Annotated in this window: 13 protein-coding genes; 9 read left to right on the plus strand and 4 right to left on the minus strand. The window is 55.0% G+C overall.

What is annotated here, in order from left to right; all coding sequences use genetic code 11:
- The first annotated feature begins 1 nt into the window (after position 1).
- Both N2601_RS30035 and N2601_RS30040 read left to right on the plus strand, forming a co-directional pair.
- Positions 2-406, plus strand: coding sequence for a DoxX family protein (locus N2601_RS30035; protein WP_260305635.1), 405 nt, complete (start codon positions 2-4; stop codon positions 404-406).
- A gap of 593 nt (positions 407-999) precedes the next feature.
- Positions 1,000-2,013 carry a helix-turn-helix transcriptional regulator gene (locus N2601_RS30040; protein ID WP_260305636.1) on the plus strand — a complete coding sequence of 338 codons (1,014 nt, stop codon included), beginning with the start codon at positions 1,000-1,002 and terminating at the stop codon, positions 2,011-2,013.
- Positions 2,014-2,269: 256 nt separating this feature from the next.
- Here N2601_RS30040 and N2601_RS30045 read toward each other — a convergent pair whose 3' ends face one another.
- A complete protein-coding gene (locus tag N2601_RS30045; RefSeq protein ID WP_260305637.1) occupies positions 2,270-2,743 on the minus strand; it encodes a hypothetical protein in 474 nt (157 codons plus the stop codon).
- Between the two features lie 482 nt (positions 2,744-3,225).
- On the opposite strand from N2601_RS30045, the gene N2601_RS30050 reads away from it, so the two are divergent.
- From N2601_RS30050 to tnpC, 5 genes are all read left to right on the plus strand, one after another.
- Positions 3,226-4,146, plus strand: a complete 921-nt coding sequence (locus N2601_RS30050) for a sterol desaturase family protein (protein WP_260305638.1) — start codon at positions 3,226-3,228, stop codon at positions 4,144-4,146.
- Positions 4,147-4,999: 853 nt separating this feature from the next.
- Entirely contained in the window at positions 5,000-5,974 is a 975-nt protein-coding gene (locus tag N2601_RS30055) for a LysR family transcriptional regulator (RefSeq protein WP_260305639.1), read from the plus strand.
- 245 nt (positions 5,975-6,219) lie between these two features.
- A complete protein-coding gene (tnpA, locus tag N2601_RS30060) occupies positions 6,220-6,663 on the plus strand; it encodes an IS66-like element accessory protein TnpA (RefSeq protein WP_260304103.1) in 444 nt (147 codons plus the stop codon).
- Positions 6,660-7,013 carry an IS66 family insertion sequence element accessory protein TnpB gene (gene tnpB / locus N2601_RS30065; RefSeq protein ID WP_260304104.1) on the plus strand — a complete coding sequence of 118 codons (354 nt, stop codon included), beginning with the start codon at positions 6,660-6,662 and terminating at the stop codon, positions 7,011-7,013. The genes tnpA and tnpB overlap by 4 nt, the downstream gene beginning before the upstream one ends.
- 64 nt (positions 7,014-7,077) lie before the next feature.
- On the plus strand, positions 7,078-8,727 hold the full coding sequence (gene tnpC / locus N2601_RS30070; protein WP_260305393.1) for an IS66 family transposase: 1,650 nt from the start codon (positions 7,078-7,080) through the stop codon (positions 8,725-8,727).
- 477 nt (positions 8,728-9,204) lie between these two features.
- On the opposite strand, the gene N2601_RS30075 is transcribed toward tnpC, so the two are convergent.
- From N2601_RS30075 to N2601_RS30085, 3 genes are all read right to left on the minus strand, one after another.
- Positions 9,205-9,627, minus strand: a complete 423-nt coding sequence (locus tag N2601_RS30075; protein WP_260305640.1) for a DUF4168 domain-containing protein — start codon at positions 9,625-9,627, stop codon at positions 9,205-9,207.
- Positions 9,628-9,922: 295 nt separating this feature from the next.
- On the minus strand, positions 9,923-10,951 hold the full coding sequence (locus N2601_RS30080) for an LLM class flavin-dependent oxidoreductase (protein WP_260305641.1): 1,029 nt from the start codon (positions 10,949-10,951) through the stop codon (positions 9,923-9,925).
- A gap of 211 nt (positions 10,952-11,162) precedes the next feature.
- A complete protein-coding gene (locus tag N2601_RS30085) occupies positions 11,163-12,275 on the minus strand; it encodes a pyridoxal phosphate-dependent aminotransferase (protein ID WP_260305642.1) in 1,113 nt (370 codons plus the stop codon).
- A 39-nt stretch (positions 12,276-12,314) separates the two neighbouring features.
- Between N2601_RS30085 and N2601_RS30090 the strand changes: the two genes are divergently transcribed.
- Both N2601_RS30090 and N2601_RS30095 read left to right on the plus strand, forming a co-directional pair.
- A complete protein-coding gene (locus N2601_RS30090) occupies positions 12,315-12,602 on the plus strand; it encodes a hypothetical protein (RefSeq protein ID WP_260305643.1) in 288 nt (95 codons plus the stop codon).
- A 393-nt stretch (positions 12,603-12,995) separates the two neighbouring features.
- Complete coding sequence (locus N2601_RS30095) at positions 12,996-13,904, plus strand: glycoside hydrolase (protein WP_311319477.1); 909 nt, start codon at positions 12,996-12,998, stop codon at positions 13,902-13,904.
- Positions 13,905-14,095 lie beyond the last annotated feature (191 nt).

The following is a 14,095-nucleotide window of genomic DNA, read 5'->3' on the forward strand; positions in this document are numbered from 1 at the left end:
TTTGGAGGATGTTTCAAAACACGCGCAGACGGCACTTGCCGTGCTCAGAATCGTTACCGCGCTGCTGCTCATTGAACATGGCGCCATGAAGCTAGTTGGCTTCCCCGCGTTCGGCGTGGGCGGAGCAGGGGACGAAGGTAATTTATCCACTCTGATGCTGATTTTTAGCCTTCGGGAAGTGTTCGGCGGCCTAGCTGTGCTGACTGGCCTCCTGACCAGACCGGTTGCATTTCTTTTGTCAGGGCAAATGGGCCTCGGCTACTGGACTACCCATTTCTCAGGCAAGAGCGTCTTTCCCGTGCTGAACGGCGGGGATGATACGCTCCTGTTTTGCTTCATCCTCCTTTATTTGGCCTTTACAGGTCCCGGGGCGTGGAGCTTTGACGCAAAGATGAAGCGGATATGAGAGGGCTTCGCGACTGAAGCTAGTCTTATGTCCGGAACACCCATCGTTGAATTCCCAGCGTTGGATCGTAACGGAAGTCATCGTATGACATCTGGTCAGCAAATAAACTGAAGAGTAAGCTACGACTGACATAAAGAAGCTCTCGTTCTTGGTTCAGAATATACCACGAAATTATTGGCGACAGCGCGTGTTAATCGCCATTTTGCGGTTGACAACGTCGATTGCCTGCGGACATAGGTATGTAACGACATTCGGTCGACAGGAAAACGGCATCGAGGTGGAACCCGCCACGGGCGAATGCTAGTAGACGCAACCATGTCAAGAAAACGACCGCTCTCCGGGCCTGTTTACTGCTATGCTCGTAATCGGCTAGCCCATTCAGTCCACGACGGAGAGGCGAAGGCGACTGAAGATCCGATTGCCAATAACTCGGATAAGAGGGAAAGGGAAACACACCGTCTCCTCGCTGGAGGTCTCGAGCGCCGAGCGAGCTATGGTCAATTAAAAAATGGTTGTCGCAAGCTCTATGAAACCCGAGAGACGATCTTGTATGAACCGACAGGAACGATCTCGCTGGCACCTGGAGGACACATATGGAAAATAGCGCCGATGATGCCGTTTTTCGATATCGCGGCTCAACGTTCGATAGCATGATCGAAACTCTCAGCGAGGTTTTCGGGACATTCGACGCTGAACTCGTCAGTCGCTCCCAAGACTTCCATTGGGGGATCGATCTTTCGGCCTGTGAAGGCGCCGTATTGATTACCGGTTCCCATCAGGATGGATTTCAGTTCCGTGCGGAATGGTGCTCGGGCGCAACGGAGCATCTATCGATCGTAGTGCCGCGCAGCGGTGGCATGGGGGTTACGTACGGTCCGCGCACCGCCGAGGCAGCACAAGGGAAATTGCTTCTTTACCGGAATTTCGAGCCTGACGGCATCGTGATGCACGGGCAATCCAATCTAATAGATGAGTTGGTGCTTGATTGGTCCTTGTTCCAACGGACTATTGGCGAGACTTTCGACGTGCCTTTCAATGGCTCCCTCGACCTCTTGCCTGAGCTGGATCTGTCAACGCCAGTTGGCCGCACGATCGGCAATCTCACCGAAACAATCATCGACGGAATACGCGATAATGGTCCGCTTTTGCAGTCTCCTATAGCCATGGCACATATTTCGCAGGCGCTCGCCGACGTGGTGATAAGAATGGTGCCTCATCGGCTATTGCATCTGCTGGATAAGAAAGCCAGCATGATCGCTCCCAGACATGTTCGACGCGGGATCGAGTTCATGCGAGCCAATATCGATCAGCCGATTACTATGCCGATGGTTGCAGAAGCAGTGGGGGTTTCAACCCGAGCACTCGAAGCTGGTTTTCGTGCTTTTAAGGACATGACACCCGCAGCCTATTTACAAATGCTCCGGTTGCGGGCAGCACGGGAGGACCTGCTCGATCCAGAGAACCGTATGCTTTTGAAAGATATCTGCCTGAAATGGGGATTCTTTCAGTTCGGGAGGTTTTCCGCAGTTTATAGGGCGCACTATGGAGAAAATCCGTCTGAAACAAGGAGACGGGCTTCCGGGTTGCATTCCTTCAGGACCCCGTGAGGAAAAAAGATTGGCTCGATTGACGCGACCGATTGTTTTCAATACGAAACGATCGTTAGATTTTACTTTACTTCGTCATTCTTTGCCGTCGGTTCTGCAGCGTTGGAACTCCCGTCAGTACGCGACAAAAATCAGGTCGCAGACCCGCACAGCCGAGACCAGACATCCAGAGCTAATACGCGCATCGTCGAATTTGTGCTGAATGTGCAAGTCGCAAAACAAAGCGTTCCTTGATCGTCATGACGCTTTTGAATGGCTATGCTTTGATGAGCACTGCCTCCTCCTTGGTCTGAAGCTGGACGGTCGTGCTGTAATATGGCCAGATATACGGACCTCCGGCGCCCTGGTTTAGGTCTTGGTTGATCGCCTGGTAGCCGGCAATATGCGGGGGTGAGGACTGGCCCGTCACGAGCAACTGCAGAGCTGTGATGGGCTGTTTTCCGGGCTCGCCGTTTTTCCAGACCATGTAGATGAATTTTCCGCCTGCGCCTTGTTTCAAGTCTTGCCCGGTCCAACTCCAACCAGAGGGAGGGTTCGCTTGTGCTTGACTGTAGGCGACAAAGTCGACCGACGTCACCGGATTCTCCTGGCCTAACATGTAGCCGATGTAGATGTACTTTCCGCCCACGCCCGTATTCGTGTCGATCGATAGGAATTCCCATGGCGGTTGATATCTTGGCCCGGGATTGTCATCGACCTGATTAGTCAATTGCTGAATAGGCGTAGCCATTAGACACTCCTTGGTTGGTAGAATGGTGAGTTGCTTGAGACTCCTCCACGGCAAAACTGCACAATTCATGCCAAGTAAAATTTTGCGAACACACTGCATAGCGGCAAAACTGGATGGGATCGTGGGCCCCGACTCCCGCGAAGCAGAGCCGAAGAACCGTGCCAAAAAAACGTTTGCTCTTGGCCCACGAAGAGTGGAATACCGTCGCGTTCAAAAGACCGGTGATCTCCATGTGCGCGGTTTTCTGCCCGTCAACTGTTTGAAACAGGAGACGCCCGATTTCCCCTTATGCTATGCGCCGGGCCAGAGTGGCAGCACTCAAGAAGCATGGCTCCGGCGGTTTTCCGATTGCAGCGGCGGCTCGGGGAGTGGCGACAACCATTTGCAAAACGAATTGCTCTTATCCAAACAATCGATTTTCAATCGCCGCCTACATCGCATAGGGCAATTACGTCGTTCGCCAATTCGTCGGAGCAATTCTAATGTACGTTCTCGATTTTGAGGAGATGGCCCAGTTCTTCGTGAAATCGTTCACGCTGGTTGCGATTTTCGCTACGACATGCGTCGTGCTCGAGGTGATCTTTCCGGCTTATCGGTATAGCTTTGCCTCGTACGTTCGGGGCGCGCGGAATTGGGTTATTCGCATTGGATGCGGCGCTGTAATCTGGCACTTGTACGCGGTGGGTTTGAAATTGTTAGGGATAAAGCCGCTCCTAACGGTCAATTTTGGTGCCTTGCTTCACTCCAACAATCCAATTATTAACACGGGCCTCGCCGTCCTTTCAGGTGTGCTCGTCGCGATAGCCGGTGACTTCTTCTATTACTGGATGCATCGCGCCCAACATGCAGTTCCATTCCTGTGGCGCCTGCATGCTACTCATCACTCAATTCGTGAACTGTCGGCGTGGAATTGTAACCATCATCTTACCGAGCCATTTGTATACGCCTTATTTGTCACGCTACCACTTACCCTGATTAACTTCGAATCAGGCGTCGTGCCCGTCGTTGCCATGACGCTGATTACCTTTCAGGCCCACCTTTCTCACTCTAGCACACGTGTCAATCTTGGGCCGCTCCGATACATTATCGGCGACAACAAATTCCACCGCATTCACCACTCGATGGAACCGCATCATCGGCATCGAAACTATGGGTTCTTTACGACGGTATGGGACACGGTTTTCCGCACGGCATATTGGCCGAAAAAGGACGAGTGGCCGCAAGTTGGTCTCCGAGATCAGTCCGAGCCACTCACCGTACGTGACTATTTTATGTTTCCGTTTGATAAGCGACGTTGGATCAGAACTAAGGTTGGAAATGGTATGCGGGGAGTTGAGGCTGGCGGATTGAAGGCGGCTGAAAGAGATGGACGTGTTCGCTCGGATAGCAGTTCCGCAGCTTAAGGTTCAAAGAGCTGGTTCTGATCACTTGGTGGCGGCAATCCTTAATCAGGAGACTGCTTGACGAGAAGATCAGCAAGGCTGCGCCCACCTTTCTGGTGATGATCCTGCCCGGCAAGTCGAGATACGAGGGGTCGGCTCAGATCCGTTTCATCTTGGCATCAAAGCTCCACGCTCCCGGCCGGGCCAAGACCACATACAGGACGACGAAGCAAAACTGGATCGCGGCATCGCCGCCGCCCGTGGGCAGCATTGGGGGCGAAAAACCAACTGCATTCCCTGGCCGTCGCCCCGCCGTCAAAGGGGAAGCCAATTAGTTTCACAGCGCTATGTTCGGTGAATAGCCGCGCGGCAACAATCCTGAGCACGGCAAGTGCCGTCTGCTTGTTTTGAAACGCCCTTCAAAGCAGTATTGAGCCTCTTCCTCTCATCGTAAACTCCCGGTTTAACGCCACCGGATCAGAAGGCGCTCGACCGCGGGGATTGAACCGAATTAATCTCTGGCAAAATTACCAAGAGAAATTCGTAGAGGACAGGGAACCCTTGTTACGCAGCAATGGACAGGTCTTTCCGGGTGCCGAAGGGGGATTGCCTCGGACCGATCGGCTACGCAGGAATGATAAAAGGCCTGCCGTTCACTCGCTGAAGTTCACCGCGATGCGGTGCGGATCGCTCTTTCTTTCCAACGTATGGGGTCCGCTATCGGACAGCGCCATATTCAATTTTCCGCTCAATATGCGATTTGCGAAGAAAGTTTTCACAACGCCTCTTTGCGCTGTGAAAACGTCAATTTGTATTACTAATGAGGAGTACTAATAGGTTTGGATGGCGTATATACGCTATGGATAGATAAGATATGCGGTTCAATGGTCTTGACCTAAATCTCCTAGTTGCGCTCGACGCCCTGATGAGCGAGCGTAATTTGACGGCGGCGGCGCGCAGCATCAACCTGAGCCAACCTGCCATGAGCGCTGCCGTCTCCCGATTGCGCACCTATTTCCAAGATGAGCTGTTTACGATGGCCGGCCGTGAATTTATCCCCACCCGGCGGGCGGAAGGTATTGCGCCCGCGGTGCGCGAGGCTCTGCTGCAGATTCAGCTCTCGATTATTTCCAGGGAGCCGTTTGACCCGGCCAGGTCGGATCGCCGCTTCAAGATTGTACTTTCCGATTACGTCACACTCGTGTTTTTCGAAAGGATTGCAGAGCGTGTCGCGCGAGAAGCTCCCGGCATCAGCTTCGAATTTCTTCCCCCCGGCGACGATACGGAGGATCTTCTTCGGCGCGGCGACGTTGATTTTTTCATTCTGCCCGAAATATTTATGTCAAACGCCCATCCACAAGCGAGACTGTTCGATGATGTCCATGTGTGCGTAGGCTGCACCTCGAACAAGCAACTGGAAGAGCCATTTACGTTCGAGAAATACATGTCGATGGGGCACGTTGTAGCCAAATTCTATACGAGGAGGCCGGGGCTCGCGGAATCGTGCCTCCTCGAGCACGGTCGCGAGCGACGTATCGACGTCGTCGTACATGGATACAGCATGATTCCGTCCATGGTTTCGGGCAATGAGCGCATAGGAACCATGCCCTTGCGGCTGGCGCAGCATTTCGCAAGAACAATGCCCCTGCGGATCGTCGAGCTTCCGCTGCCACGACCCCTTCCGTTCACCGAAGCGGTTCAATGGCATGAACTTCACAATGGTGATCCGGGAAGCGTCTGGATGCGCGAAATGCTGTTTGCGGAGGCGTCCCGCATGGATTCGCCGATTGCCACGACCGCGCCGCTCAGCAACCCAAACCAGCACGAATGTTGTCCGGCACATCTATGATCCGAACTTCATTGGGCCATGACTGTTAAATGGCTGCCATAGCGCCGTTTCCGGAGCGGCGCCTTAATCCTCCCGGTAAGTTTGACCTTTCCCGCGTCGTCTCGCCGACCGCTTTGACAATGGGATTAGGTTAACGCTGGGGATTTCAGTTCAACCGTAAGCGCCGCCTCCGCCCCATTGGATTGGCTATATTTTGAGGCTTGCTGCGTGTGCGAGAAGGTTTCCAGGACTATCTGGAGATTTGCATGGCAGATGATGGATTTGTTGGGCGCTACGAAGTTGTCCAGCCGCGCCGCGGAAACCGGCGTTGGCCAGATGATGTGAAGGCGCGGATCGTAGCGGAAAGCCTTGAGCCTGGTGCTCGTGTCGTTGATGTCGCGCGCCGTCATGACGTTGTTCCGCACCAGCTTTCCTTGTGGCGCCGGCAAGTGCGCGAGGGCACTCTGGCCCTGCCTTTTGAGTCTATGTCGGGGCTGTCGGAGAGCGGCGATGCCGAGCCTGCATTTGTGCCTTTGGCGATTGCGGCAGAGCCGAGCGCGGCTGTGAATGTTTTGGCGCCGCCGCTGCCGGAGGCGGCTTCGTCGGTCCTGACGTTGGAGATCGGCCCGGACGTTGTGATGCGGGTTCCCGACGATGTGCCGGTTGAACGTGTGGCGGCTCTGGTGCGAGCCATGCGAGGGGCGGCATGATTGTCGCGGGCCAACGACTGCCGATCCTGATTGCAACGCGTCCGGTGGACTTCCGCTGTGGGCATCAGGCGCTGGCTCTGATGGTGCAGACCGAGTTGAAGCTCGATCCGCATTCCGGGGTGACCGTGATCTTCCGGTCGAAGCGCGGCGATCGCCTCAAAATCCTGGTGTGGGATGGCACCGGAATGGTGCTGACCTACAAAATTCTGGAACAGGGTAGCTTTGCCTGGCCCAAGGTTCAGGATGGGACGATGCGTCTTTCCAGGGGTCAATACGAAGCCTTATTCGAAGGGCTTGATTGGCGACGGGTCATGGCGCAACGGGTAACAGCGCCGACTGCGGCAGGATGACTCAGCCGTCCTGTTTTTGTATTGTTTTATTGGGTTTTTCTGCTTCGATTTGCTATGAAGCTGCATGTCGCAGCCGATCGATCTTAGCCAGTTCCCGGACCTTCCTCCCGAGGTTTTGAAAGCCTTTGCGGACGTGCAGTTCGAGCTGTCGGTCGAGCGTGCGGCACGTCAGCATGAGCAAGCGGTGGTCGCCGAAAAGGACGCGTTCATCACCGAGCTGAAGGAACTGATCGAGAAGCTTGAGGGGCAGGTTCACGACTATCGGCGCACGAAGTTCGGGCCGAAATCGGAAAAGCTCGATCCGGCGCAGATGGAACTGGCGCTGGAAGACCTTGAAACGGCGATTGCCGAAACACAGGCGCGGATTGCCGCCGTCGAGAAAAAGATCGAAGCCAGCGCATCCGATCCGGACAAGGCCGTTCCTCGCAAGGAGCGTAAGGCCCGTGCACTGCCCGAACACCTGCCGCGGGTCGAGAGAGTGATCGAGCCCGAGAGCATCGTTTGTCCCTGCGGCTGCGGCAACATGGTCCGGATCGGCGAGGATCGGACGGAACGGCTCGACCGGGTTCCGGCGCGCTACGAGGTGATCGTCACGATCCGCCCGAAATACGCATGCCCCAAGGGTCGAACGGGCGTCATCCAGGCCAGAGCGCCAGCGCATCTGCTGGAAGGGAGCTGGCCGACCGAAGCCCTTCTGGCTGAGATTGCCGTCGCCAAACATTCCGAACATATGCCGCTCAACCGGCAGGCCGAGGTCATGGCGCGACACGGGGTGCCGATCGACCGCACGGTCCTGTCCGACTGGCTTGGGCGCACGGGCAGCGAAATCGCACCGGTGGTCGACCACATGGCTGAACGGCTGCTGTTTGAAAGCACGCGGCTCTATGTCGACGAGACAACAGCTCCGGTTCTTGATCCGGGGCGAGGCAAGACGAAGACAGGTTATCTCTGGGCCGTGTTGCGTGACGACCGTGGCTGGAATGGCTCCGCGCCGCAGGGCGTGGTGTTCCATTACCGGCCCGGGCGTAAGGGCGAATATGCCGCTGAAATCCTTGACGGGTTCAACGGGACAATCCAGGTCGATGCCTACGGTGGTTACTCTCACCTCGCCACGTCGGCCCGGATGGGCGGCGATCCCTTGAAGCTGGCTTTCTGCTGGGCGCACGGGCGCAGGAAGCTGATCAAGGCCACGCCAAAGAGTGGATCGCCCATCGTCGACGAGGCGCTGGTGCGGATCGCCGCGCTCTACAAGGTCGAAGACAGTATCCGGGGCTCAGATCCCGAACATCGCCGGGCAGTTCGACAGGACCTGTCCCTTCCGCTCGTGGACGAGTTCTTCACCTGGCTGGCAGCGCAAGCCAAGCGCGTCTCACGCAAGTCTGATCTCGGAAAAGCCCTGGCCTATATGCTAACGCGACAGGACGGCTTCCGGCTGTTCCTGGACGACGGCCACGTCGATATTGACTCCAACCTGGTGGAAAACGCCATCCGCCGACCGGCCATGAACCGCCGCAATGCGCTCTTTGCCGGGCACGATGAAGGGGGCCGAAATTGGGCCCGCTTTGCCAGCCTGATCGGCACGTGCAAAATGAACGGCGTCGAGCCATACGCCTACCTGTGCGACCTCTTCACCCGCCTCGCAAATGGCCACCTCGCCAAAGACATCGATGCGCTGATGCCATGGGCCTATGCCGCCCGCATCAAGGCCTCATAATGAGCTCGTCAGATACTATCCGGTGAGCTCACATCTGGCCCTTAGGCAGCCTTACCCGGTAGCTGAAACTCTAAAATCAATGGGGCGTAGACGGCGCATACGTTCAACCGGTAGCCGAGCGCGATCATCGCTCATTCATGACCTCCCGTTTGCCCGTCGGTCTGCCGCTTAACGATGTCGGAGATGCGACTACGCCGTGAGAGCTACTTGGGTGATCTTGTTCGACAGTGGCACTTTGAGCCATTAGCAGATCCGGATAATGCACACGTCCGCCGAAGAGTAGATGATTGCGTCCATTGCTCGTATGTGACTGCTGGGCTGCCGGAAAATTGCCGCACAGTATCGTGTTGACGTGCGCACCGCCGGTTTGAAGCAATGTCGCGGACGTTGTGATGAAGAACCCTGGTCAACGCCGTGCCAAGATTGTAGGACTTGGCGCGGCCATGGCGGCAAATGGATTGGTGATCGAAGCGTCGCTCACTGCTCTGTGGGTCCGGATTTCTGCAGTTTATCCTCAAGTTTCTTAACGAGAACAGGGTCCTTCTGTGCAGCCGACAGAATTTGGTTGTATTCGTCCACCGAAATATTGGCAGAGGTCTGAACGGCCTGTATCATCTGTTTTCTTGCCTCGCTCCGTAGCTCTTGCTTCGATGTCTCATCCGGCGCCGCCTCGATCCTGGCCGCATACTCCTGCCTAATATTGCCCACCTGGAGATACGCGATGGCAAAAGCTTCGATCTTCTGGTCACTGATGCTCGCAGCCCCAACATTGCCATCTGGTTGTGCTTGGGCGGGTTGCTTTTCTTGCGGCGTTTGCTGCGCCGGCGCAGGATTGCTGAGAAACATCAAGCCCAAAACCGCAGCGGCCAACGATGCGGCAGAGATGTAACGATCGATCATTTTTAATTTCTCTCATATAGTGCGGGGAACAAGGCTTCTTTCCCAAAGTAGAGCCAAAAGGGGCGATATAGCCGGCTCCGGCTGACGTACTCGGCGACAATGTGGCCCTCAATGCTTGGCATAGGACAACGGCAAGGCGATCTGCTGACCATGGAGAGGCCGCTGCAAAAACTTTTCCATCATCAGGAGCATATGAACCGGATGCGACGGCGAGGATTGTTGCTTGACCTTTAGCATCCAACTGGAGGGCCAGCACGGCGCAGGAAAAAGTTGTTGGGCTCCAAATTATGGCACATCAGTTAAGATGAGCCATAAATTCGGATTGAATAGTGGCTGCTGTGTAAAGGGAAGCGTCCAGCGGCAGGGTCCCAAATGCAAGTTGACATAGAAGATAGTTGGCGCCTGCCGCATCTATCTGGCTCAGTAATGTTTGTCTCACCGACGCCGCCGACCCTACGACGCATAACTCATTCTCAACTGCCTCGTCGAAAGTCAGCGGCAGGTTTGGTGGAGTCTGCAGTTCATTTAGCTCGTAAAGGAATTTAAAGCTGGCGAGCCAGTGTTCGTAAGCCGGCGCAGCGAGCACACGGGCTTCGCGGTCAGAGCGCCCAATCACGATCATGCGAAGCAACCCACGAAATGAGGATTGATCATCTTCGCCCGTGTTCTCTTTTCGATGGGCGCGGAAGGCGTCAGTAATTCTGCGGACAGAAGAGGACGGTCCCAGGCACGCGATGTTTGCGCCATTCGCAGCGGCCCAGCGGGCCGACTCGGGTCTACCTGTGGCAATCCACATCGGTGGATGCGGCCTTTGATGAGGTCTTAGTGTCAAAGGTATGCTGCTCAGCTCAAAATGCTGGCCCTTATGGGACAGCGTGCCGCCTCTCATCGCATTAACAAGAATTTCACTTGCTTCCGCGTAGCAGCCTGGTGCCGCGTCCGCACACATCCCGAAATAGCTTAATTCAATCGGGAGAGAACCGCGTCCAATCCCGACCTCAACTCTGCCGCCGCTCAATTGGTCCAGCATACAGATTTCTTCAAAAGCCCGCAGTGGATGATAAAGGGGCAGCAGCATGACAAGTGGCCCGATACGAATCCAACGCGTACGCTGCGCGACGCTCGACAAAAACAAATTTGGTGATGGCCCTCTCCCATGCGGAGTACAGTGGTGCTCAGCAAGATGATAAGCATAAAAACCAAGGCCGTCGCACGCCTCGGCTAACCTCAGGCGATCTGCGTACTGCTGGGCTATGTCGCAGCCGTTGTCGTCCAGATGATCGAAGATGCCGAAGGTCAGATTAGAAGGAATGGCATTTCCCATTCAATTGTCTCCAATGTTAACGAAAGATGTCGATTCAAGCGATCAAGAGGCCGTCTATGCTCCGGCCATGGTTCTCCACGACAAGGCATCAAAAAGCACTAGGGAAAGTGCAATGGCCGATACCGGTTGTGTGAACCTCATCTGGTGCAGAGATCTCGGTATCCCGGCCAGATCGACTTGGCTGTTTCTGTAGCGTGCGCAAAAACAAAAATTAGCCGTGCGTGACTGGCTGCACTTTCAGGCTTTCAGAAATGTCAGCGGCGGCCGATAGGAATGCATCCATTTGGTTTTTTGAACCAATGCTTACGCGAATATGATTTTCCAAGCCGTCATCGGGAAAGACGGCCACAAGTATCTTTCGTCTTCTCAACGATGCTTGCCACCACGTGCCGTTTTGCCCAGGTGGTACGCGAGCGAGCAAGAAATTTGCATGAGACGGTGTCACCGAAAATCCTAGTTTAGAAAGTGCAGCCGTGGTTCGGTTTCTTTCATCTTTGATATGTTTGTGGTTCTCGGCGTAGGCGGCGCGGTGCGAGAGGATGCTAGTGCCGACCGCGTGGGCGATAAGATTCATGTTGAAGAGATTTTGGCTGTTACGCAGCCTTCCGATAAGTTCAGGATGACCGAAGCCGAAGCCAATGCGAATACCGGCGGCGGCGTAGCTTTTGGAAAATGTTCTTAAGACCAGCAGGTTCGAGTGGCGATTGATAAGTCGTAGAGCATCGTCGGGCGCAAAATCGACATACGCCTCATCCAACACGATCAAACGGTCGGATTGCGCAGCGAGCCTGTCGATCTCGGCTATCGGAATAAAGGTTCCGCTCGGGTTATTCGGATTGGCCAGCAGGATGAACTTTGCCTCTTTTGCGGGACCGAGAAGCAATTGCTCTATCGGCAACGAATAAGATTTGCCCCATCCGATTTCGAGAAATCGAGCACCTTGCAACATGGCTAGTTTGCGGTTGAACGAAAAACCTGGCGACATCATCGCCACACTATCACCGGGAGCAAGGAAAGCCCTGTAGATGAGCGCCAGCAGTTCAGACGATCCATTGCCGGCGATCACCTGATCGCGAGAGAGGCCATACGCATTGGCGGCCGCTTCCCGCAAGCAGCGATTATCATCTTCGGGATAAAGATAATGCCGTTTGAGGGCGGCAATCGCGCTTCGCATCACCAGCATTGGCAACGGAAATGGATTCTCATTCGTGTCCAGCTTAACGCAATTGGCCTCCGGACCCGGCTGTTTGGGCGGAATAGCGTCTAGCTGTCTCGCCGTCTGCGAAAGAGCCGAAAGCACACCTTGCAGTTTTGCATCAGACATATCTTTTCTCCGTTTCAGTTAGTCGGGATCGCAATCGCGATGGACAGCGTAGAGACCGGCAGCAATGTGCAGCTCGATAGGACGATCACCACTGAAATCTTCATGAGGGGTTCCTGGAGCATGAAATTACAAACCGAGAGCCACGGACTCGATCGAGACCTCAAAGACGGCCATGCAAGCGAGATCGATATCGTCCATCGGCGGATTGGGTATCCTGATCTGCCCAATACCTTCGCCACTGATGAGTCGACCGTGGCGAATGTGATCAATGGGGACATCGTCGACATCCCTGCCGAGGAGGCTTATCTTCACGTGGACCACCACTGATTAGCATCGCGGACCCCACTGTCGGTGGAGCACTTCACCGCCTATTTACGCTTGATTGGCCCATTGGGATAATCGATTGATTTGATAGGACTCATCCAAACGTCGGATGGTTCCGGCAAGCTTCACTTCACAGCGGTGAAATCCACCGACCAGCGCGGTAGGCGACCTCGGTTCGTATTGATGCAAGCGCGGCTGCGAGCAACGTCCCAGCGTCGAGAAGCATGTTGCCTTCAGCTGCAAGTCCTAATCCGCTTATCCTTCGGATAAAGGCGTAGCCGCAAATGCTCAGCGCGACAGACTATCGTCGACAGATATAGCCATCGGTTCTTTGCTTGGTAATTGGCACGGTTGTTGCGTCGTCTCAGGAAGACAGCGCATTGGGGAAAGGTCATGATGATTCATGTATGCTCGATGGGGATGGTCCTGTGTAGTGGATATCTTCTTGCTGCGTCCGCAGGGGGACTCGGCGGCGCTGAGGATGGGTTATCTGCGTCGCCATTGTCGATGGCTGATATATCCAATTTCGATACTTTCATGGTTCGCAGCCCACCGACTTCACTCGGCCTGGATCCGTTTTATGCCAAATATGCTGACGCAGCGGGCATACCTATTATCTCGTCCGAAAAGGTTCCAGACACGGCACTTTTGATCGCACGTGACATTGTCCTATACATGTTGTCAGAACGTCGTGACGTTCGCGATGCTTTAATCCGGGCTGGGGCGCGGGTGGGCATTATGGCAATCGACGAGACGACGACTGACATTCCGGAGCAGCGGGATTGGAAGAAGCCGGCGCCCGATGATCCGCGCCTCACCCCCGACGAACGGCGGAATTACGCCAACACGATCGACAAGATGACTGCCCGGGAATACTGGGCCCAACGGGCGCGCGGCATGGGCGGGCTCTACACGACGGGGGCCGTGGAAAATTTGATGGGCGTGCGCGGCACTCGGTATTACGGAGGGAACATTCTTGTTCACGAATTCTCCCATAACATCTTCAACGCGCTTCGCACGGTGGATCCTGATCTCGTCGCGCGAGTTGAAAAAGCCTATTTCCACGCCCGCGAAAAAGGACTCTGGGCGCGTTCGTATATGGAGAACACCGTCGATGAGTATTGGGCCGAAGGCACGCGGTTTTGGTTCAATACGAATACGGCTTACGTCAATGGTGAACTCACCGTCGCCACATCAGACGAGTTCAAGGTTCGCGATCCAGAGCTCTACAATATCATGGCTGAAGTCTACCGCCATGATCACCACATTCTGGCGGATGTTTTTTACCGGCATTCGGCAAAGTAACGCACAAACGTCGATCGGCTTCGGTAACGACTGCTGAGCCTTATGCCTGCAACCCGCAATCGCGACCCGAGTTATGGTAGCGCGTCCTTCATGTCGATCGGAGACCTGAAATTATTCGAATTTCCGTTCAACTGACGCATCCACGCTATTCTGCTGCGCCCGGACGCAAAATAATGTTGCGACTGGTTATG

It is taken from the genome of Rhizobium sp. CB3060, from assembly GCF_025200735.1.
Classification (GTDB): domain Bacteria; phylum Pseudomonadota; class Alphaproteobacteria; order Rhizobiales; family Rhizobiaceae; genus Rhizobium.

What these genes read in the sequence shown, in the direction of transcription:
- tnpC (WP_260305393.1), top strand. Translation starts at nt 7,078, where the DNA reads ATGTCGCAGCCGATCGATCTTAGCCAGTTCCCGGACCTTCCTCCCGAG.
- N2601_RS30095 (WP_311319477.1), top strand. Translation starts at nt 12,996, where the DNA reads ATGATTCATGTATGCTCGATGGGGATGGTCCTGTGTAGTGGATATCTT.
- N2601_RS30080 (WP_260305641.1), bottom strand. Translation starts at nt 10,951, where the DNA reads ATGGGAAATGCCATTCCTTCTAATCTGACCTTCGGCATCTTCGATCAT.
- N2601_RS30045 (WP_260305637.1), bottom strand. Translation starts at nt 2,743, where the DNA reads ATGGCTACGCCTATTCAGCAATTGACTAATCAGGTCGATGACAATCCC.
- N2601_RS30040 (WP_260305636.1), top strand. Translation starts at nt 1,000, where the DNA reads ATGGAAAATAGCGCCGATGATGCCGTTTTTCGATATCGCGGCTCAACG.
- tnpB (WP_260304104.1), top strand. Translation starts at nt 6,660, where the DNA reads ATGATTGTCGCGGGCCAACGACTGCCGATCCTGATTGCAACGCGTCCG.
- N2601_RS30075 (WP_260305640.1), bottom strand. Translation starts at nt 9,627, where the DNA reads ATGATCGATCGTTACATCTCTGCCGCATCGTTGGCCGCTGCGGTTTTG.
- N2601_RS30055 (WP_260305639.1), top strand. Translation starts at nt 5,000, where the DNA reads ATGCGGTTCAATGGTCTTGACCTAAATCTCCTAGTTGCGCTCGACGCC.
- N2601_RS30090 (WP_260305643.1), top strand. Translation starts at nt 12,315, where the DNA reads ATGGACAGCGTAGAGACCGGCAGCAATGTGCAGCTCGATAGGACGATC.
- tnpA (WP_260304103.1), top strand. Translation starts at nt 6,220, where the DNA reads ATGGCAGATGATGGATTTGTTGGGCGCTACGAAGTTGTCCAGCCGCGC.
- N2601_RS30085 (WP_260305642.1), bottom strand. Translation starts at nt 12,275, where the DNA reads ATGTCTGATGCAAAACTGCAAGGTGTGCTTTCGGCTCTTTCGCAGACG.
- N2601_RS30050 (WP_260305638.1), top strand. Translation starts at nt 3,226, where the DNA reads ATGTACGTTCTCGATTTTGAGGAGATGGCCCAGTTCTTCGTGAAATCG.